The organism is Paenibacillus sp. FSL K6-3182 (assembly GCF_037976325.1).
Classification (GTDB): domain Bacteria; phylum Bacillota; class Bacilli; order Paenibacillales; family Paenibacillaceae; genus Pristimantibacillus.
Map to the genome: position 1 here is coordinate 2,684,308 of NZ_CP150265.1, position 19,706 is coordinate 2,704,013.

General features: G+C 39.0%; 19 protein-coding genes and 1 pseudogene. 15 read left to right on the forward strand and 5 right to left on the reverse strand.

Translation table 11 applies throughout. From position 1 onward, the window contains the following. Positions 1-7: 7 nt before the first annotated feature. The 3 genes and pseudogenes from MHH56_RS11355 to MHH56_RS11365 all read left to right on the forward strand — a co-directional run. Positions 8-178, forward strand: a pseudogene (locus tag MHH56_RS11355) (manganese catalase family protein); the annotation flags it as partial. Positions 179-377: 199 nt separating this feature from the next. After that, the gene (locus MHH56_RS11360; protein ID WP_339208305.1) at positions 378-944 is read left to right on the forward strand and encodes an XRE family transcriptional regulator; all 567 of its coding nucleotides are present in this window, start codon (positions 378-380) and stop codon (positions 942-944) included. A 220-nt stretch (positions 945-1,164) separates the two neighbouring features. Then, positions 1,165-2,400 carry an MFS transporter gene (locus MHH56_RS11365; protein ID WP_339208306.1) on the forward strand — a complete coding sequence of 412 codons (1,236 nt, stop codon included), beginning with the start codon at positions 1,165-1,167 and terminating at the stop codon, positions 2,398-2,400. A 308-nt stretch (positions 2,401-2,708) separates the two neighbouring features. Here the strand turns inward: MHH56_RS11365 and MHH56_RS11370 are convergent, their stop codons facing one another. Then, positions 2,709-3,710 carry a copper amine oxidase N-terminal domain-containing protein gene (locus MHH56_RS11370; RefSeq protein ID WP_339208307.1) on the reverse strand — a complete coding sequence of 334 codons (1,002 nt, stop codon included), beginning with the start codon at positions 3,708-3,710 and terminating at the stop codon, positions 2,709-2,711. A 425-nt stretch (positions 3,711-4,135) separates the two neighbouring features. Here MHH56_RS11370 and MHH56_RS11375 point away from each other — a divergent pair, with 425 nt between their 5' ends. The 3 genes from MHH56_RS11375 to MHH56_RS11385 all read left to right on the forward strand — a co-directional run bounded on the left by MHH56_RS11375 (position 4,136) and on the right by MHH56_RS11385 (position 7,183). After that, entirely contained in the window at positions 4,136-4,924 is a 789-nt protein-coding gene (locus MHH56_RS11375; RefSeq protein ID WP_339208308.1) for a hypothetical protein, read from the forward strand. A gap of 824 nt (positions 4,925-5,748) precedes the next feature. Further along, positions 5,749-6,351 (forward strand): hypothetical protein, encoded by a 603-nt coding sequence (locus MHH56_RS11380; RefSeq protein WP_339208309.1) that lies wholly within the window; start codon positions 5,749-5,751, stop codon positions 6,349-6,351. A 220-nt stretch (positions 6,352-6,571) separates the two neighbouring features. Then, positions 6,572-7,183 carry a dihydrofolate reductase family protein gene (locus tag MHH56_RS11385; RefSeq protein WP_339208310.1) on the forward strand — a complete coding sequence of 204 codons (612 nt, stop codon included), beginning with the start codon at positions 6,572-6,574 and terminating at the stop codon, positions 7,181-7,183. 355 nt (positions 7,184-7,538) lie between these two features. Here the strand turns inward: MHH56_RS11385 and MHH56_RS11390 are convergent, their stop codons facing one another. After that, positions 7,539-7,943 carry a hypothetical protein gene (locus MHH56_RS11390; protein WP_339208311.1) on the reverse strand — a complete coding sequence of 135 codons (405 nt, stop codon included), beginning with the start codon at positions 7,941-7,943 and terminating at the stop codon, positions 7,539-7,541. Positions 7,944-8,399: 456 nt separating this feature from the next. After that, positions 8,400-9,179, reverse strand: a complete 780-nt coding sequence (locus MHH56_RS11395) for an alpha/beta hydrolase (protein ID WP_339208313.1) — start codon at positions 9,177-9,179, stop codon at positions 8,400-8,402. A gap of 523 nt (positions 9,180-9,702) precedes the next feature. Here MHH56_RS11395 and MHH56_RS11400 point away from each other — a divergent pair. The 5 genes from MHH56_RS11400 to MHH56_RS11420 all read left to right on the forward strand — a co-directional run bounded on the left by MHH56_RS11400 (position 9,703) and on the right by MHH56_RS11420 (position 12,866). Continuing rightward, a complete protein-coding gene (locus MHH56_RS11400) occupies positions 9,703-10,128 on the forward strand; it encodes a GNAT family N-acetyltransferase (protein WP_339208314.1) in 426 nt (141 codons plus the stop codon). A gap of 309 nt (positions 10,129-10,437) precedes the next feature. Continuing rightward, the gene (locus MHH56_RS11405; protein ID WP_339208315.1) at positions 10,438-11,433 is read left to right on the forward strand and encodes a WG repeat-containing protein; all 996 of its coding nucleotides are present in this window, start codon (positions 10,438-10,440) and stop codon (positions 11,431-11,433) included. Positions 11,434-11,620: 187 nt separating this feature from the next. Next, entirely contained in the window at positions 11,621-11,917 is a 297-nt protein-coding gene (locus MHH56_RS11410) for a hypothetical protein (RefSeq protein WP_339208316.1), read from the forward strand. Positions 11,918-12,154: 237 nt separating this feature from the next. Then, positions 12,155-12,637, forward strand: coding sequence for a DUF2975 domain-containing protein (locus MHH56_RS11415; protein ID WP_339208317.1), 483 nt, complete (start codon positions 12,155-12,157; stop codon positions 12,635-12,637). A 10-nt stretch (positions 12,638-12,647) separates the two neighbouring features. Beyond that, positions 12,648-12,866 (forward strand): helix-turn-helix transcriptional regulator, encoded by a 219-nt coding sequence (locus MHH56_RS11420; RefSeq protein ID WP_339208318.1) that lies wholly within the window; start codon positions 12,648-12,650, stop codon positions 12,864-12,866. 613 nt (positions 12,867-13,479) lie between these two features. Here MHH56_RS11420 and MHH56_RS11425 read toward each other — a convergent pair. Next, positions 13,480-13,848, reverse strand: a complete 369-nt coding sequence (locus tag MHH56_RS11425; protein WP_339208319.1) for a DUF6713 family protein — start codon at positions 13,846-13,848, stop codon at positions 13,480-13,482. Positions 13,849-14,246: 398 nt separating this feature from the next. On the opposite strand from MHH56_RS11425, the gene MHH56_RS11430 reads away from it, so the two are divergent. The 3 genes from MHH56_RS11430 (at position 14,247) to MHH56_RS11440 (ending at position 16,984) form a co-directional block, all read left to right on the forward strand. Further along, positions 14,247-14,921, forward strand: a complete 675-nt coding sequence (locus MHH56_RS11430) for a hypothetical protein (RefSeq protein ID WP_339208320.1) — start codon at positions 14,247-14,249, stop codon at positions 14,919-14,921. 243 nt (positions 14,922-15,164) lie between these two features. Next, the gene (locus MHH56_RS11435; RefSeq protein ID WP_339208321.1) at positions 15,165-15,722 is read left to right on the forward strand and encodes a DUF4362 domain-containing protein; all 558 of its coding nucleotides are present in this window, start codon (positions 15,165-15,167) and stop codon (positions 15,720-15,722) included. A gap of 212 nt (positions 15,723-15,934) precedes the next feature. After that, positions 15,935-16,984: a hypothetical protein gene (locus tag MHH56_RS11440; RefSeq protein WP_339208322.1), complete on the forward strand. Its 1,050-nt coding sequence runs from the start codon at positions 15,935-15,937 to the stop codon at positions 16,982-16,984. Positions 16,985-17,242: 258 nt separating this feature from the next. Here the strand turns inward: MHH56_RS11440 and MHH56_RS11445 are convergent, their stop codons facing one another. Further along, entirely contained in the window at positions 17,243-18,979 is a 1,737-nt protein-coding gene (locus tag MHH56_RS11445; protein ID WP_339208323.1) for an Imm51 family immunity protein, read from the reverse strand. A gap of 179 nt (positions 18,980-19,158) precedes the next feature. On the opposite strand from MHH56_RS11445, the gene MHH56_RS11450 reads away from it, so the two are divergent. Continuing rightward, the gene (locus MHH56_RS11450) at positions 19,159-19,587 is read left to right on the forward strand and encodes an NUDIX domain-containing protein (protein ID WP_339209560.1); all 429 of its coding nucleotides are present in this window, start codon (positions 19,159-19,161) and stop codon (positions 19,585-19,587) included. The last annotated feature ends 119 nt before the right edge of the window (positions 19,588-19,706 follow it).

A 19,706-nucleotide genomic window follows, 5' to 3' on the forward strand; every position in this document is an offset into this window, starting at 1 on the left:
AGGGGAAGCAGAGGAGAAGGCTAGGGCGACGTATCAATGGTTGATTGACCTAACGGATGACGTGGATTTACAGGATAGCTTGAAGTATTTGCGGGAGCGGGAGATTGTGCATTCACTGCGGTTCCGGGAAGCAGTGGAAATACTTAAGGATAAGCGGGATGAGAAGATATTTTATTAGAGTGAACCTCTCTGCAGGGTGCTGCGGGGAGGTTTTTTACTTTTGCCTGCTGATGTTATTAAGCTATCGGCAGAATAGTTACATAGACGTCAGAATTTTGCATAGGAGAATAGTCCACCATCCAATACTAATTGTGTGGAAAAGAGTCTAGATAAACAGTATACTAGCAATAATTGTTTTTTGTTGAGGTGAATATCAAATGGATGAAAACGATGAATCAAAACAGCTTGTATTACAAATCGGCGGTGCCTTGAAAAAGTACAGAAAAGAAAAAAACATGAGTTTAGACGAATTAGCGGAATTAACGGGTGTAAGCAAACTTACTTTGGGGAATATCGAACGTGGCGATACAAATCCAACTTTGGCGATTATATGGAAAATTTCAAAAGGCATGTCTTTACCACTATTGGCTTTGTTGAAATCAGAAGACCCTGTTAGTTTGTATCGAGCAGGCGAAGGACTGCGGTTTTCTAATGATCAAAAAAATTGGATCATTGAACCAGTCTTTAAACACGCAAGCAACGATATTGAAATGTGTCGGGCTTACTTACAGCCGAATAGCTCGTATCACCCTGAAGGTCATCATGCGAATACAACTGAAATTGCGACAGTAATGACTGGTTCCATTGAAATTCAAGTCAATGGAGAGGTTTACACATTGAATCAATATGATACGATCAGTTTTCGTGCAGATTGTCCTCACTCTTATACCAATCATACGAATAGCGAAACAGTGCTCCATATATGTTTAAAGTATGATTTCTAAAAGTCAGAAATCCTACTTATTTAATACAACTCCGAATTCCATGACGGGAATTCAGAGTTGTATTTTTGTTTTCAGACGATTTAATATATATTATACAATACCACTTGTTAAAAATAATATATTATACTATACTTTTATTATTCGCGCGGATGTTATTTCATAGCTTTTCAATCAGTAGGAAACAAATTATACGTATAAATTCAGGAAGGTGAAATGAAGAATGTCGAACAAACAAAATAAAAAAGCCGTACCATCTTCTATAGGACTGATAATTCTCGGCATTATTGTTATTGCAGCTAATTTACGTGCTCCCTTAACCTCAGTCGGTCCTTTAGTGAGTTTCATAAGGGATGACGTTCTTATTTCAAATACATTAGCCGGCCTGCTAACAACGGTACCTTTGCTTGCCTTTGCTTTATTATCGCCACTAGTACCAAAATTAGGACGAAGATATGGTGTTGAACGTATCATTTTGATTGCCCTAATCTTTCTGACTGTTGGCATTGTAATACGTTCTTTATCTGGCACAGCTAATTTGTATATTGGGACAGCAATTCTTGGATTCGCAATTGCCATATGTAATGTATTATTGCCAAGTTTAATCAAAAGGGAATTCCCAAATAAAATTGGCTCCATGACAGGTATTTACTCCATTTCAATGAGTTTATTTGGAGCAATCGCATCGGGAATCAGTGTACCGCTAGCCGTGAACGCAGGTCTAAAATGGCAGGGAGCATTGGGAATATGGGGAATTCTAAGCTTTGTATCGATTCTCTGTTGGCTACCCCAACTAAGAAATCAAACGAAGCAAACAACCACGATGAGTCAACAGATAGCCAGTAATGATGTGAATGTTTGGAAATCCCCTCTTGCCTGGCAAGTAACCCTGTTTATGGGTATACAGTCCATGGTTTTCTATGTGTTGATCGCATGGTTGCCTGAAATTTTAAAGCAGCAAGGAATTGACTCAAACCAATCAGGATGGTACCTCTCGATAATGCAGTTAGCTCTGCTTCCATTTACTTTTATTGTGCCCGTTATTGCTGGGCGCATGTCTAGTCAACGTTTGTTAGTGGTCATCATAACCATTTTGCTTTTGACGGGAACGCTCGGACTTCTATACGGAAGCTCCAATATAATTCTGTTATGGATAATAATACTCGGAATTGGTGGAGGCTGCGCCTTTAGTTTGTCCATGATGTTTTTTGGTTTACGTACTGAAAATGCGCATCAAGCAGCGGAACTGTCTGGCATGGCGCAATCGATCGGATATCTTCTTGCCGCAATCGGTCCTGCCCTTATAGGATTTCTGCATGATTTGACAAATAGTTGGAATCTACCACTGTTCATTCTGCTTGGCGCTTCGGTCTTACTCTTTTTAGTCGGTATAGGAGCAGGAAGAAACCGTTTTGTAGGTAGCCTAAATAGTTACGAACTGCCACAGAAAGGACGATGAATAGGTTTGACAAAATTATTGTGGCAATTGATAAAGCTGAAATAACGAACAAACTCCTCGATGCAACCGTTGAATAGCCTGAAAGAAACAAACTCAAGTTACCTTGGTTAATGTCAGCCAGGAATATGTATCGAAGGCTTTCGACAGCTAAATTGGCGTTCGTTGATTATCATTGAAAGTGGATAATCACTAACAAACAAAAAACTAGGGCCCCAAAGTGGCCCTAGTTTTTTTAGAAGCGTCAATCATGATCAGCTCAATCGATTAAATTAGCAATGATTTGACTCCTAATTGAAAAAACATGAGTGTTAATTAGATTCTATGAGTCCAGTTGTTATTAAATCTTCAATGTTCAGATACATGGTTCCTTTGTATTTCTTAATACGAATGTCACTTAAAGTAAAGTCGCCATCCGTCGCCTTTTTGTATTCCGCTGTCAAATTAATATCCACTCTGACGATTTCGAAGCCGACATATTTGCCTATCGTGATGATGTTGGCATTGCTATTGCCCAGTTTGCTTACGCCTTCGATTTCAGACAGCATAGATAATGAAATCCATCCCTTGCTCATCAGTGGCGGCAATGCTTCTTTATTCTCTGCTGCAGCTACATAATTGGCGTCAAAATAATCTGGATATCCTTTATACCCTGGTAGTTTGGATTCCTTCTCTGTTGGTGGCGCACCAACAACGCGGAATTCAGGGAAATTTGCAATTGTCTTGGTAATGGAATCGATCTCGGCTAACTCTTTTTGGGTATTCAGGGCGTTGGTTGCAGCGGGACCAAACGATATCACTCCATCAGCACTGAAAAATATCGGGATACCGTCGATCGTGTAAGAGGCCCCTTTAAAGGATGGACTATTAACTTGAATCACATTTGCTTCTGCAGACCAATAAACGGAGTTACCTGTTGCTTCCCCAACGATTCTAATTGGGATGTAAGTGTTGCCATTTTGAGTAAAGGGTTCTGCTTGCAATGCTTTCTTCTGGCCGTTCACAACTGCTGTTTTGTTGCCAATCGTAAATGTAATCTTTAAATCATCCTTTTTGCCCGTAACTTGTTTAAGTTTTGCATCGTAACCGATTTCCATTTTCAATTTTCCAAATAATTCTCTGAAGGGAACGAAGGAAACTCCATTCTTACTTACTGATTTAGATTTGAGCGGGACTCCATCTACAAAAATATAAGCTCCTTTATTGGCTGCTGATACAGGAATAACACCTATACTGAACAATAAAACGCAAATCATAGCAGTAATCGACAATCTCTTCAAAAAAACGCCTCCAGAACTAGATTTTATTTCCACTATTTACTATCTTACTATTATTTGGAACTCTGTCAATGAAAAAGATAGTTATTTTGTCGAAATATGACCCAAGCATTCAATGTTCTTTTGAATTCCCCCAAATGAAGAGGCTAACCCAACTGCAGCATAAGCTCATCAATTTTTTTATATACTTTGGGCTGTCGGTCGGTTCATGATCTCAGCATGAAAAAGCATCGACCACGCAAGTTTATGCTCAGCTCCGCGGAGAGCGTCGGAGAGAACGTTATCACCGATTTTTTTTAGAATTTAGTTAATCAGGTTCAATAGTATTGTTGGATGCCTTTAATTATTCAGTCCTTCATTGAATTAACGGGCAGGACAGTTTAGAGGTAAATATTTACATAATAACAAGTGGTCGGTATAATTTAAGGGTATTGAGCAAACAGCCAAAGGGGTGTTTTTACTTGGAATTTGGACTATCCCATAAAAAGTTTAACGCCAAAAGACCAGGGTCTCTTGTTGGTACAATTACCGGAGTCTTAGAACATCTTTCGTCATTGTATGCGAATGTTGGTGAGGCCACGGAGAAAAATGGCATTTGGTCTTTACGAGAAAGCACTCCAACATGCACTACATGTAACGGTACAGGTACTGTCATTGGCGATATTGATTCAAGTCGTATGGTCGCAACTGAGCTCTCGCTTAAAAAAGGAGCTGTGCTTTTATGGGCGGGTACTAACTGCGGACCTGTTGTAAAGATTAGAGAACTGGCTAAAATGATCGGGATTGACTTTGAACGCCCACTTGTTGATCAAGATAAGCAATTTACCGATATTTTACTTTACGGATATGATAAGGAACCTGTAACATACGTTTACAAGAAAAGGGAACATAAAAACTATTATCGTGGGTGCGTTTTCGATTTGAAATATATGCGTACTGCAGGAACAACTAGTAAAGGAAACCTTTGGGCCATAAAATTATTCTCCGAACATGGAAAGTGTCCAAATTGTACCGAAAGCTTGTTGGAACAGGAACGCTTCGTTATGGGGAATTCCCTTTCAGAGGTGTTGAGAATGCCGATCTCAGAATCACTATTAGTTGTCCAGAAATTACGTAATTGCCTCGACAAACAAGTATTAGATAATTATAACGAATTGATTAATGATCTGGAATTGCGTCTATCATATCTAAATAAAATTGGTCTAAAGTCTCTTTCGGCTTTCGATGTTAAAGTCTTGGTGAATCCGTAATTGGTTAAGCTAACGGTAACGATAGTCGAATAACGCACATGATGAGCAGGAACTACAGTGGCTTGCTCTTCTTATTAAGCTAACGGGCAGAATGGTTCCAATAAGTGGTATTCTAAGATAAGGGATTTGAACAGGGGGGGCAATGTTGAGGGAAATAAAGCATCCAGTTAAGAGTCCATCAAGGATTGGATCCATTATAGGCATGATTGCTATTATATCGAGTCAATCTATTCTTGTATTGAGAATATGGGATCATAGGGGTATATTCTACGCTTCGTTAACGGTGATTCTTCTATGTTTAGTTGTACTGTTACTCGCATTGTACAGAACATATTTTAAGAAAACGACCGTGTTATGCCTATCCAATGAGCAAATCATATTAAATGGGATTATAATTAATTCAAGGGATATTAAAGTGATAATGACCAGGGGGAACTTTAAACCTGTTATTGGGATATTACCTTACAGGAGGAAGATCGTCCCATTGGATATGGCATTTAGGTATTCAAAGGATGAAGATAGAGGTATCTCGGATTTAAAGAGCTGGGCAAAAATGAACAATGTAAAGATGGTTAATAAATCGTTTCAAACGTGGATATAAATGTATTCAAAAGCACTATTCGGTACGGTCATTATCTTATTAAGAGAATGTGCTTTAACCAGGATGACATGCTCGTTCGTTAAGCTAACAGGTAACGATATTTCAATACTGAAAGAGCTGCCGCTTGGCAGCCTTTTTTTCTACTAACGGGCAGTTTAAATTAATTCTCATGGAATAAAAATGGTATAATATTATGGAGTAATTTTGAATTGCGAGGTGGAAAATGGGGGTAGATTTCTCAGCTGTTCTTAAACACTCATTAGATGTTACAGACATAGAAGTTTTTAAAGAAGAGATTGTTAAAGGGACAAGATTTCCTAAAGCTATAAAGTGTATTAAAGAAGTTAATTTTCATAACCCGCATCTTGACAGACAATGGTTATTGAATCGTGATCGTATTAGTGAATCACATAACTTTGAGCCATTTGATCCCGTGTTAATAGGGGATGAAGAATATGTTGAGCTTGGAGGTTCTGGTGGGTTTCGATTTATATTTAATAAGCATATCTGTGAGTTCAGTCCTAGTTTTAGGTGGTATCAATTTATAGAAAATCAAGAGTTGCAACTTGAACTAAGGGCAATATGCCAAGAATTTGCAGACTACTTCGGTTATAACTTTGCAATATATATGGGAGATAATTATTGTGCGTTAGACTATGTTTTTGAAGGTCGCGATATGGATTATTATAAAGCCAATCTTAGGAGTAGATTCGGTAAAGCTAAATCATCTATCGGGGAATTAATACAGAAAACTAATAGTGGATGGGAATCAGAAGGCTATTTTATAGATGATTTTAACGATTTGCAACGTAATTCGTTGAGCTAAAAAGGAGAACGATAGTTCAACGGACCATAGAGCAGTTAGCCGGATGGCAACTGCTTCTTTCTCGTAATGCTAACGGGCAGATACGCAACATTTTTGTCTTCAGATTTCCACTTGACCCTTACGTAACGTAATGATTTATAGTGAACGTAAGAGATAGACGAAACACAGCCTACTGCCAAAAAATCGAACAACACAATTCGAAATCGGAGGAGAAGCAAACATGAGAAAACTCGTATTGTTCATGCATGTATCACTAGACGGGTATGCATCAGATTCAAACGGAGGACTAGATTGGATTCCGTACAACGAGGAATTAGAGAAATACGCCGAGGAAGTCGTAGCCGAAGTCGGCTCTCCGGTATACGGACGAACGACATATCGGATGATGGAGAGCTACTGGCCCTCGGTGCTGGACAATCCGGATGCATCGAGGCACGATATGGAGCATGCCACATGGCTGCAGGATGTTAAGAAGATCGTCATTTCCGACTCGATGGACATTGTTGAATGGAATAATACGGTACTGATCAAGGACAATATTGCAGATGAAATCAAGGCGCTCAAGGAGCAGCCAGGCAAAAATCTCGTTATCTTCGGCAGTCCGGGGGCGGCGAAGACGTTGCTTGAACTCGGCCTGATCGACGAATTCCTGCTGACGATTTGTCCAGTCATCTTGGGCGGCGGAAAATCAGTATTCCACGGCGACGGTGAGAAAATCAGGCTCAAGCTGCTGTCCAGCCGAACGCTCAAGTCGGGCATTATCGCGGCCCGTTATGAGTTGGAGAAATACTCTGCCGTGCAAGATGTTCTACTAACGGATAACGATAGTTGAAAACTAAAGGGCTGCCGCTTGGCAGCCCTTCGTCATTACGCTAACGAGCTGTATTGCTATTAAAACATACGAGGTTTGAGTAACAAAATGACTCCCTTGTATGATGTTATTGAGCACAAGATGCTCACCAGCTACCGGATTCAAAACAAACCAAGGAGACTATAAGATGAATATTACTCAAAATGAACGCATTAAACAAATTACTTCTTTTACTTTTTATTTGTTGGTGTCGATAACAAAAAATTAAAACAAGCAGCCCTAGCGCAAGACTATCTCGGGGTCGAGCTCGGAAGGCGGTATTTGTATGAGTGTAATAAGAGATGCGTTATTTGACTGTTCCAATTTATTGAACTGATTAGACGCTCAATAACTCTTGCCGCTCTATTCTTTCCACCTCATCATCATGTAAAGCTGCTCGACGCTTTAGGAGCTCATATGTCTCACTCCACTCGTCAGGGTACCTTGTCCATTGAATTCTCTTATACAATTCTTCTAGGGCAAGCTCTACTTCATTTCTAAATTGTTTCCATAGCTTCTTAGCTTTGTAATAGTCACCATTATTACAAGTAGCATTCACTACGTCATAACAAAGTTTATCTTTTCTGAAAATCTCCATACTGATTTCATCAACTGTAAAAAGAATTTCTTTTTTGAGTTTGGCGTCATTCTCCATAGTTGCAATCATTTCGGCCATAATAGAAGTTATATTGGGATTATTTTGAGCTGAGTGATTCATACATTCAGTGAGTTGGATAGTCATAAATTTTTCCCTCCTAGCAACGTTTTGTTACCATTCTGGTTTTATATAATACTTTTCGTTAGAAGGAGGGTTTTTTAGTCACTAAGCAAGTGAAGATAGCTACTGGTAATAAAAGGGGGAGTGAACATAATTAATGGATGAAGAACAAACATGTCAAGCACTTGATGACTTTTCGACTAATGAAACGATGGAACGGTTAGATAGAATGTAAGTGGATGAGCTCTGACCTTATCCTTCTCAGTATGTGAGAATCATCCAAAATCCTCGATTCAATTAGGGTTATCATTATATTTATGAAAAAGTTGAACTAACGGGACACGTTAGTTCAACACAAAAAGGAGCAGCTGCAGACGACAGCTGCTCCTTTTTTGATTACGCTAACTGGCAGATTTGCTCCATTATCGGGCATTATCGGACTATATTTAAGGGGAGCGAGGGTGCGGTTAATCCGAGGTGTTATGCAAAAGAAGATAATAGTTGGTTGAATCTATCGCGCTCCTCCAAAAAAGGGCAATGACCGCTGTATTGAAATGAAACAAGTTGCGAATTTTTAATCAGCTTATTTGTTTCCTGAGCTTGGGAAAACGGAACGACTTTATCATGAATTCCATGAATAATTAATGTGGGCACATCGATCTGTCCAAGATCGTTGTAAACATTCTCGTCTCTTAGCGTGACCATAATAGCGGAAGTCGACCAATTCGCAGCTTGTAAACCCATTAGAAAGAACCATTCGGATTTTGGTTCAGAAATGTACTGAAAGAAAAAAATCTCCGTTTGGTTTTGCAGCATTTTCGGACGGTCATTGTTTGTTTCTTCGATGATTTTATTCGTAAATTCTTTGGGAACGCTTGATGGAGACGCAGCGTCGATCAGGACGAGTTTAGATACCCCGTACCCTTTGTAACGAGCCATATAACGAATCGAGATCGCGCCTCCGGTCGAGTGTCCTGCTAGTATTATGTTTTTTAATTGTAACGCTTCGATGACCATACGAAGATCATCTGCTAATCTATCGAAACCGTAACCGTCGAATGGTTTATCCGAATTGCCGTATCCTCTCCAGTCCATTCCGATACAACGATATCCGAGCTTCGGAAGGTAATTGAACTGATATTCGAACTGGTTATGGTTTAGCGGCCATCCATGAATAAAAAGTATCGTTTTATTTCCCTTTGGATTGATGTCCTCTATAAATACTTTTACGCCCGGTTCCACAGTAACGAAGTATCCCAAGTGTATCACCTCAATTTTAAAAAATGTACTTACCTATTAAGATATTCGCCCTAGGCAAGGTGAATGCCCAATTTCGGCGTCAAATTAGGTTTAGATCGTACGTAGAGATTTCTGAGGAATAGCTTGAGTAAAACAACTTCTTCAGATCATTGAGCTAACGGGACACGATAGTTGAACATACTACGAGCAGTTTGCTGTGGCGGCTGCTCCTATTTTTTGTTAAGCTAATGGGCAGTTTAACTCAATAAAAACAAGAAAGCAGACGGTCCTTGTTATGGATTTTCTTATTAAATAAATTGCGTAAAAGCGCTAGTTGGCATTTTTTATGAGTTATGGTTTAGCAACAATAAGCCACACCTGCATTGAAATAGTCACACCGTGGTTCTAGTAATTTCGCTAATATAAAGCCATGCTTATGGTGAAGGGTTACAGTTGCCGATAGTTATTTAAGCATATCAAAACCAAATTATGATTTATGTCGAGCGACACCCTATAAAGTGTTAGATGAGTGGAGATGAAATTTATGATAAGAGTTGCAAAATTGGAGGATAGGAAAGATATAGCAAAACTATTGACGCAATTAGGCTACCCGGAAACCGAATTTTTTATTAAAGAGAACATGGAAAGACTTCTTACTGACCCCAACGAAGAATTAATGGTTTATGAAGATGAAGGACGTGTTATTGCCTGTATTTCCATTCATTATATTCCGCAATTAGGAATTAGAGGAGATATCGCATCAATTAGTTATCTTGTTGTGGACTCCTCAATTAGAAGTAAAGGAATTGGAAAGGAATTAGAGGGATTTGCCTCTGCCTCTGCCAGAAAAAGGGGATGTGACAGTATCCAAGTTCATTGTCATTCCAGAAGAATAGATGCTCATAAATTTTATGAGAGACAAGGTTTTAAGGAGGCTCCTAAGTACTTTTCAAAAATGTTAGACAAATGACGGCATAAACTCTCACTAACTTTTATTGAATCGACAGCAAAGTTTTAATAGGAGGGAATGATTTATTCGGCCAATTAATATTTAACTAACTGGGAACTATAGTTGAACAAACATGGAGTAGTTTGCTGCGGCAGCTGCTCCCTTTCTTTGTTAAACTATCGGGCAGGATAGTTCCAATATGTGTTAATCTTAATGTCAGAAGACTACAGCGACATCCTTTTCAAAAGGATCTTTGATGTAGATATAAAATTTAGTAGAAACCGTTAATTGAACGCGCAGATCTATTCAACATTTAGGAGTGATTTTGTAATGTATGGCTACATCGACCGCCAGGGCAACCAGGTGATCCCGACAATATACGAGTATGCTACTTCTTTCACAAATGGCATAGCTGCTGTTTACGAGAACAATAAAACGAAGTTCATTTCAAAATCCGGCGAAACTTTGCTGGATACAGAATATTTTGGAGTGAATAATTTTTCTTGCGGTCGTGCATTGTTTCAAAGTAATGGTAAATTTGGCTATCTAGATATACACGGTATGATTGTTATTCCTCCTAAGTTTGAACATGCTTATGATTTTTCTGAAGGATACGCCACCGTAGTTATACCTAATGGTATTACATCGGGGATTGCGTTCATTGATGTAAATGGGAATTTTATTAATGATCAGATATATAATAACTCCATGCACTTTAAAGATGGTATCGTATCTGTGCAGCACCCTTCTGGAAAGCACGGATGCATCAATGCAGCAGGCGAATACGTAATAGATCCTATATCCGAGGACTACAACTCCTTCTCTGACGGGCTTGCTCGAATAAGTGTAGAAGGAAAGATCGGATATATTGATTGCAAAGGTCAGATCGTTATTTCACCACAGTTTGGTTTTGCTGGTAATTTTCAAGAGGGAATGGCGGTAATTAGTAAACGTAATAAATTTGGATTCATTAACAGATTAGGTGAAGTCATAGTCGATACTAAATATAATGACGCGGAGAATTTTTATGAGCAGTTGGCCCCGGTCAAATTAGGAAGGAATTGGGGATACCTGAATCCTGACGGTGAATTTGTGATTGAACCCAAGTTTACGAGCGCGTCATGTTTTAGGGAAGGCATAGCATTTGTTTATGATAAGAAAAATATTACGATGTTGAAACGAAACATGGAGATGATCGAGCTAGGGGATCAGTACGAGAGGTTAGAGAGTTTTTCAGAAGGACTCAGCGTAGTGACAATACGAGAAAGAAGAAAAACATACCCTATCACTATTCATAGCACAGAAGTAACTTTCTACAAAAATTAACTGTCAGGATTTGAAACTGTAATTCAATAACTGCTCCATTTCTTTATTTAAGCTAACGGGCAGGATAGTTTGATCTCTTCACGAATACGTCAGATATGGGAAATTTACGGTCATCGCAAATAAGACGTTATGAGAAACTGCGGTAGTGCCATTAATTTCAAAAATCCATTAAGCTCGGAGTTGAAATATGAGTTTAATTCTTCCTTTGGATATTATTGAAAAAATACAGCAGGAATATAAGGATCAATACGATTTTGTTGAAGACCTATTAACTAATCAAAGTTTTTTCCACACCGAAGAAGAGTTTATATTGAGATTAATTAGATCAATTTTGTTTTTATCTGAAGGAAGTATTGAACAGCTTCAAAAATATCTCAACATTGCAAAAATAGATTTTAGAGATGTGTTCTATTGGGCTGAATACGATCAAAATAACAAACAAATACGGGATTTTAAAAAGCCATTTAAAGGGGAATACAATTAAACGTTGAGCTAACGGGGAACGATAGTTGAACATCCAAAGGGCTTCCAAGCGGAAGCCCTTCATTAAGCTAACGGGCGGTTTTGTTGAACAAGTTGCAAATTTAACATTTTAAAGTAAGAGCATTTCTTTGTAATGAGAAATGTTTTTTATTTTTATATAAAACGATATTATTTTATCGTAAAACGATAAATTTTGTGATAAAGTAAAAACTGACATTAAATAAGTGAGGTGCAGTTTATGAAACGAGGAAATACACTCTTTTTGAAGATAGCTGTTATTCTTATTGGAACCCCAATTCTTGCTTTGTACATATTTTTGGTGCCTAAGATTGGGGATTTTGCTGAAGAATTGTATCCAGAAATGGCTTATATGAAATCTCTCGTCTTAATCGATATGTACTCAGCAGCGATTCCTTTTTACTTTGCTCTGTATCAAGCTTTTAAACTTTTAAGCTATATAGATAAGAACCAAGCGTTCTCGGAATTATCGGTAAAAGCTTTAAAGAATATAAAATACTGTGCCATCACAATCAGTACCTTGTACATGCTAGGTATGCCACTCTACTATCTCATGGGGAAGAGAGTTGACCCTCCAAGTTTCATACCAATGGGATTGGTCATTATTTTCGCCTCTATGGTGATCACCGTTTTTGCTGCTGTTCTCCAAAGACTTTTACAAGAAGCTATTAATATAAAATCAGAAAATGATTTAACGGTCTGAGGTGGAGCATATGGCAATTATTATTAATATTGATGTGATGTTAGCAAAACGAAAAATGAGCGTAACGGAGCTTTCAGAGAGGGTTGGAATAACTATGGCGAATCTTTCCATTCTTAAAAATGGGAAAGCAAAAGCGGTTCGTTTATCAACATTAGAAGCGATATGTAAAACCTTGGATTGTCAGCCAGGTGATATTTTGGAGTACAAAAGCGACGAAGACACTCCATAAAAACAGACAACAAATTTATTTAACTAACGGGGAACGAAAGTTGAACGGACCATAGAGCATCTAGTCGATGGCAACTGCTCCTTTCTCGTTAAGCTGTAAGGCAGGATAGCGTAACCTTTTATCGCAGATAGAGTCTAAATTATTACATATTCAGTATTCATAAACGAGGTGAGCTAATAATAGAATGAAAAAACGAATTTTACTTTTTGTTGGTATTTTTGTGTTCTTGGCAATTATCGGCGGTATTACATTGCATAATTTTGCTAAAAACCTAGGCGAAAGTTACAATCAAATAGGTTAATGGGAAAAGAGGGCTTACAAATCCTGGCGTTAATCAAACGGGAAACGATAGTTGAATAATAGACATTAATGAGCAGGTACTACGGTATCCTGCTCTTTTTATTAAGCTAACGGGCAGGTTTGAGCAATGAAAAAGCTGCTTGGATACTGGGCAGTGAGTGATTATACGGAATAATTGCTACTGAGTCAATTTATCCCATTTTATAAAAAGCCATGGCTGTTCCTCCCATTACATAAGCCAGATGCAAGCTATATGAGAGGACCGATACCGGAGATACTTTCCTTGTACAATCGCTAAGACCTAAGTGAGAAATTACGGATTCGCAATTAATAATAAATGAATAGCAGCAAGAATTCCCATCGGATAGATGATTAAACGAGAGAATGTATTTTTAAATTCATTGCGGGAGTGCTTTTCGTAAAATAAGTGCAGGATCGAATGGATCATGAGAAAGATGTCTATCACCCAAAACGTAATCGTCTGATATTGGCTAAAAAGTAAAGCGAGTATGATGGTGTACAGGGGGAGATGGATAAGGGTGAACACTTTATAAGCTTTTGCATCATCCATATCTTGTAGAACGAAAAATAGTTTCCATTCCGATCGTCGAATTGCATCCATTTCGTGCAGGAGAAATAAGGATAAGTTAAATAAAAATAGCAACAACAACAAATCTGGCATATCAAACCTCCAAAAATTTTATATCAAACGTTTACTATAGCGTAATAAACAAACACATTTAAATATTTCCCTTGGTTAATACGTAAAGCTGTTCGAAATGTAACAAGTAAAGCTATATCTGTCAGAGTAATGTGGAAAATTTAAATGAACATGAAAAAAAGCATTCAAAATGACAGTGAAAATTTGATCAACACGATAAAAACGACGGTTGAATTTGATGCCATTTTTTAATTAAGTGTATAATAATGGTAAAACAATTTCTTGTGTTAGCGTTTCATTGAACACACAGGATTATTTAGTTCTCGTCACGAATACCATAAATATGGAAATTTCGTGAAGTTCGTAAATAAGACGATATAGGAAATCCACTTAAAGATCTTTTGTTATGGAGGTGTCTCATGGAGGATGAATTAAATCTCATAGAGGATGAAATAAAGCGAATTAAGAATAATCAATCGAAAATAATATTCTATTTCATGCTTTCGATTGCAATAATTGGATCAATGATAATATTGCTTCTGAATATCTATCGCTTTACTTTAGCTGATATCCTCACTTCCTTTATTGCGCCATTTATTGAGATACTGGGTTATATTATTTTCTTGATTTGTTCACTGATTGTTTTTGTGTATTTTGTCGTAAGTAAATCCTTCAATAGGGCAAGAAGAGGAATACCTTTTTTGTTGAATCTAATTATTTTTATTTTGGTGTTAATTGTTCCTTTTACCTCAATAGTTTTAGATTTAGATTATCGCTTCAATAAGGAAGAAAGAGAAGATGTAGTTCGAATGGTATTGGATGGCACACTGAAACCGAATGTATCTGATAATGAAAAATTGATTCGTTTGCCAGAGGAATATAAGAAACTTTCCAAAGGCGGTGGTGAGATCGTGGTTCAAGGATACGGACAGAGCGATCAAATTCTTTTTTTTGCCTATCGTGGAATATTAGGTAATATGGCTGGATTTATTTATACCGCTAATGATAGCGCCCCTGATGAAATGCTTTTTGGCGGAGACTTTATGGAAGTGAAAAAACTGAATAAGAATTGGTATTCGGTTAGAGCTACGTAAAATAGATTTCATATATGTTCACGCAAAAGATCGTTTTCACCGATCCTCAGTCAGCAGAGGCATTTCGAGTTAACGGATTCATGAGGACACTTACGAGAGTAATTCGTCGGATGGCAGTAAATCATTACGTTAACGGGACGTGATAGCTCAATAAAACACGACGGCAGCTGCAGAAACAAAAGCGCATGTACGACTGAAACAATCGTACTCGATATAACGTTCTTAAATGTGAGGTGATAATTCATGATTAAATGGGTGTTAACATTAGCGGCAGCATTAGTGCTGCTATCGGGCTGCAGTGAGAAGTCGGGCAGACCTAGTGACAATATGACTAATCCTACTACTGCTCCTGCACCGGGGGAGACGTTTACGCCTTTAGCGAAGCCGGAAGCGTTTCCCGCTGTGTCTAACCCTTATGATGCCGACCAAGCAGCGGAGAACGGCGATATCGTGAACGTTCACGGGAAAATGTACAATATCGACAAGTGGAAGCTGTTTCTTGCGAATCTAGATGTTGGCGTGCCGGATCAAGTGCGTATTACGCAGTATACGATTGAAGGTGACCCGATCTTCTATGAGCTAGTCTATGACGGGGCTGAAGTGATTACGTATACGTACGACAACTCGCGTGACGGGTTCGGCAGCAATGCAGGTCGTCCGAGCACGTTGTGCCGAGGCATTGAGCTCGAGGAGGACAAGGAGTTAGGCTCCCATTACAAGCTAACCGGATGCGATTCTGAAACCAGTAATACGTTCTGGTTTACGAACGTAGAGTCGGAAGCTGAGCAGGGCAGCCAATAAGAACAATATACTCTTCCTTCATTTAGCTAACGAGGAGCGTTAGTGCAATAGCACATAACGACGAGCAGGCACTGCGGTAGCCTGCTCGTTTTATTAAACTAACGGACAGGTTAGTTTAATGAAATTCTCGAATACGTTATATATGGAACATTCTCGAAGTTCGTAAATATGACGTTAGCTGAATTTAAATAAATAGTAGTAGGGTGAACCCAATGACAAAAACATTTCAGTTTGAAACAAAAACAATACAGGGAAATGAAGAACTTATTATTGACATACAACCAATAATTAATGAATGTAACAAATTTCTGATTCTTACTACAACCAGAAAAATTATCGAATTGAATACAAATGAGAATGTGTTTAAAGAGCTATTTATTTTTGATAATGAAGAAATAATATTTGAAGAGAAAGTGTCTCTACTTGTCTCGCCAAATGCTGAGTTAATTGCTGTATATAATACTTTTGGCAGACAGGGAATTGTAATAGATATTACTTCAATGAAGACCATAATGCGATTTAATCGTGATGATTATTATAATGAACAAACCATTTTTCCGGTTGCATTTGTCAATTATGATGCTCAACTTTTATTAATTCATGGTACAAAGTGGAATCGACTGGATATTACAAATCCAATCGTTTATCAAGTACTAACTGATAGAAATGATCCGGAATATGAATTAACTGAAAGTAAATCAATCAATTCAGAACATTATTTAGATTATTTTCATGGACAACTCGTAGTTTCACCTGATAATAAATGGATTGTTGATAATGGATGGGTGTGGCACCCTGCGGGGTGTGTGACAGGTTGGAGCATTCTTGAATGGATAGAAAATCGATGGGAATCGGAAGATGGAATGAGCAAAAAAAATCTCTGGAGTGGAAAAGAGGATTGGAACGATCCATTATGTTGGGTAAGTGATAATGAGATTGGATTAGTAGGTAGAAACAATTATGATTTCATTGATGAAGATGAGCCACATGGGTGGATTTTCAGAGTGATTAATCGGGAGACAGGAAATGTAGTTAAGGAGTTTCCAATAGAGTCAGGTAATATTTTTATGGATACATATTTGTTCTCTTGTTTAAAGGAAACAGGAATGAAAATATATGATATAAATAGTGGAATTGTACTGTTCGAAGACGAGAAAATAAATCCATGTAACTATCATCATAAATCTAAAGAGTTTATTGGTTTTGATAATGAAAAAATAATGATCTATAAGTTAATCGAAGAAGAATGTAACTGTAGCTAACACAGACACATCTTCGAGGCTTAGTTGTTCGAATGGCAGTAAATTAAGAAGCAGCCGATGACAACGATCGGCTGCCTCTTGATCGTAGACCTAACAGTGCTATAAGTAAATATGATAAATAATTATAAAAATTTAGAAGTTAGGCACTAGTATTAAAAGCTCTATCATTCATTTGAAAAATGATAATTTCGACGATGTTGATCTAAATGGCGATTTAATGATGGATAATTCATAACTGGAATTGTCCGAATGATTAGCTCAGTCCAATTCTGCGCGAGTGAACAGATCGTAAATAAGCACTTCATCCTCACAAGCGAATTTGAACGCCCATGCGAACTGTTCTAATGCGGCTCCATTACTCGAGTAGGCACAGAACATATCTGCTTCCGGGTCAAAATGAATCGTTTCCGCGAGTTCCGGCATCCGCTCATTCAAGAACACCGCCGCCAGTGAAGCCCAGTCGTAACCGTTGCCTTCGAACCCCTCGTCCGCCCGGGTGCCGAATAGTTCGGCCAAATAGCTACCGACCGTCAGAATGACAGATTTGCCGCCATTATTTTGTTTCACGATGGTAAAGGGGGCCACATCCTTCGTTTCTCCTGCAGCTGACAATGACTGTGCAGCTTCCGCTTCCGCGGAAAGCTTTGCTATAACCGCACTGCGTGCCTCATCCGTGAAGCGGAGAACCCTGTTCTCCTCAACGATAAGGCCTTCCGCGATCCGCCCATCCAGCCAATCGCTGATGAAGCCAGGAGCGTACCCTCCTTGGCCGAATTCGCCGCCGAAAGCGATCATTTGCTCATAGGTATCCAGATACTGCTGACGGCTGGTAGTCGGGTAAGCGTTGGTGTATAGCCAGAACTGGACATCGTACATGAGATGAGACCGTTCATCCGCATGAAATGAGAAATGGTTCTTCTCCTGGACGATCCGGGTACAGACACTGCGTATTTTGGACTCCAGCCCGTCAACCTCAGAGGCCAGACCGCAGAGTTCCGTGAGCAGTGGAGAGAATTTTCCTTCAGCCACTTTGCGCAGATCGTTCTCTTTATCTTCTTCAGTAGTGTCGTAATCCTCATCATTCACCAGACCACGGATGAACGACTCGAAGTTGGGTGCCAGGAATGTGATCTCGTAATCATCTTCCTGATCGACATGAATGACTTCAGGTTCGCCGTCCTTCCCACAGCGACGGTAGTCCAGCATCACAACATCGTGCCCTGCCGAAGGGCAATCACAGATTACCACGCCGATATCCGGATAACCCCATTCTTCAATCATGAATGGACTGCCGAGATCACCGCAGATAGAGTAGCTTTTATCGCGTCCGATCCCCATAATTCCTGTTATAGCAATATGATCCTCAGCCCAAGAGGTAGCTTCATCTGTCGGAAAGGATGTATTATGGGGAATGCCACCGTTCTGATGCTTCATCAGAGCGATGTAGGCTGCCGGTAGCTTATAGCCGAGTTCTTCTTCTACAGAAGAAATCAGCTCATCTGTAGGCGGATCAGAGACATATTGTTCTCTAGCATAGTTACTGTCTTCCCAGAAGCTGTCGAGATCCATACCTTCAAAAGGGATCGCTCCCTGGTCTTTCTTTTGTTTGCTGAGTGTGCGCAGGGATTCAGCCTTTTGTTGTTTTTGCCATTTGCTATGGCTCCAGTCTAACAATCTGGCTGAATGCTGATCGTCAGGATCCAGCTCTAGCGCGGTGCTTAACACACCTGCCGCTTCCTCATACCGCTTCATATAATAGTAGGAATAGCCTACGCGAAAATACCACAACGGATCATTTTTTCCCTGCTCAGCAATGATAGCAAACTGTTCCAGTGCTTTTTTATACAAACTCAGATTGTTATAAGCCCGACCCATGCTGCTGATCATATCGTAATCTCTGTTCGCTGGAGGAATCTTCATCAGAGTGTCTACGATCTGCTGGTGTTCGTCATCCTCGTGCCACTGCAATATCTGTGCGCTTAGCTCTTGTTCCATCGTTGTCGTCTGCCTCCTAAGTAAAATATGATTTTCTCTATTTTACCAGAGAGAAAGCTATGAATGGAAATGTTAGCGTCAATACGCAGTCTGCGTCGGTCTGCCCCAAAAGGGCAGTATACAGCTATAGGAAATTAGTGGTAATCTAGTTTTGTTATTTTAAAAAAGGGGAGGACGATATAGTGGCTCCAAAACATATAGTTTCTGCGGCAACAATTGTAGTTAATGAGCGTAACGAAATATTATTGATAAAAGGACCTAAACGAGGTTGGGAAATGCCAGGAGGGCAGGTTGAAGAAGGTGAATCATTGAAAGATGCAGCGATAAGGGAAACAAAGGAAGAGAGCGGTATAGATATAGAAGTGACAAAGTTTTGTGGTATTTTTCAAAATGTAAGTAGTAGTATTTGTAACACTTTATTTTTAGGCAGACCGGTCGGAGGAGAATTAACAACTACCGCTGAGTCTTTAGAAGTAGGTTTTTTTCCAATCGAAACAGCATTAGAGATGGTAAGTTGGGGGAATTTCAAGCAAAGAATTGAGCTTTGCTTGAATGAAGAACTTCATCCCTTTTATGTTGAATTTTCCATTCCGCTTAAGGATTGCTAGAGCGCTATAAGTTTATTCCTTCGGAACTAACGGGTAAGTATGATTTATTGGTCGTTGAAAGAACGATCTTAGTATGACACGATGTTACAAAGGACTTAAAGTTGGTAATCAAATAGCAA

Bases quoted from the DNA above. Each gene is read 5' to 3' on its own strand.
- MHH56_RS11360 (WP_339208305.1), top strand. From the start codon at position 378: ATGGATGAAAACGATGAATCAAAACAGCTTGTATTACAAATCGGCGGT.
- MHH56_RS11365 (WP_339208306.1), top strand. From the start codon at position 1,165: ATGTCGAACAAACAAAATAAAAAAGCCGTACCATCTTCTATAGGACTG.
- MHH56_RS11380 (WP_339208309.1), top strand. From the start codon at position 5,749: ATGGGGGTAGATTTCTCAGCTGTTCTTAAACACTCATTAGATGTTACA.
- MHH56_RS11385 (WP_339208310.1), top strand. From the start codon at position 6,572: ATGAGAAAACTCGTATTGTTCATGCATGTATCACTAGACGGGTATGCA.
- MHH56_RS11390 (WP_339208311.1), bottom strand. From the start codon at position 7,943: ATGACTATCCAACTCACTGAATGTATGAATCACTCAGCTCAAAATAAT.
- MHH56_RS11400 (WP_339208314.1), top strand. From the start codon at position 9,703: ATGATAAGAGTTGCAAAATTGGAGGATAGGAAAGATATAGCAAAACTA.
- MHH56_RS11405 (WP_339208315.1), top strand. From the start codon at position 10,438: ATGTATGGCTACATCGACCGCCAGGGCAACCAGGTGATCCCGACAATA.
- MHH56_RS11410 (WP_339208316.1), top strand. From the start codon at position 11,621: ATGAGTTTAATTCTTCCTTTGGATATTATTGAAAAAATACAGCAGGAA.
- MHH56_RS11415 (WP_339208317.1), top strand. From the start codon at position 12,155: ATGAAACGAGGAAATACACTCTTTTTGAAGATAGCTGTTATTCTTATT.
- MHH56_RS11420 (WP_339208318.1), top strand. From the start codon at position 12,648: ATGGCAATTATTATTAATATTGATGTGATGTTAGCAAAACGAAAAATG.
- MHH56_RS11425 (WP_339208319.1), bottom strand. From the start codon at position 13,848: ATGCCAGATTTGTTGTTGTTGCTATTTTTATTTAACTTATCCTTATTT.
- MHH56_RS11430 (WP_339208320.1), top strand. From the start codon at position 14,247: ATGGAGGATGAATTAAATCTCATAGAGGATGAAATAAAGCGAATTAAG.
- MHH56_RS11435 (WP_339208321.1), top strand. From the start codon at position 15,165: ATGATTAAATGGGTGTTAACATTAGCGGCAGCATTAGTGCTGCTATCG.
- MHH56_RS11440 (WP_339208322.1), top strand. From the start codon at position 15,935: ATGACAAAAACATTTCAGTTTGAAACAAAAACAATACAGGGAAATGAA.
- MHH56_RS11445 (WP_339208323.1), bottom strand. From the start codon at position 18,979: ATGGAACAAGAGCTAAGCGCACAGATATTGCAGTGGCACGAGGATGAC.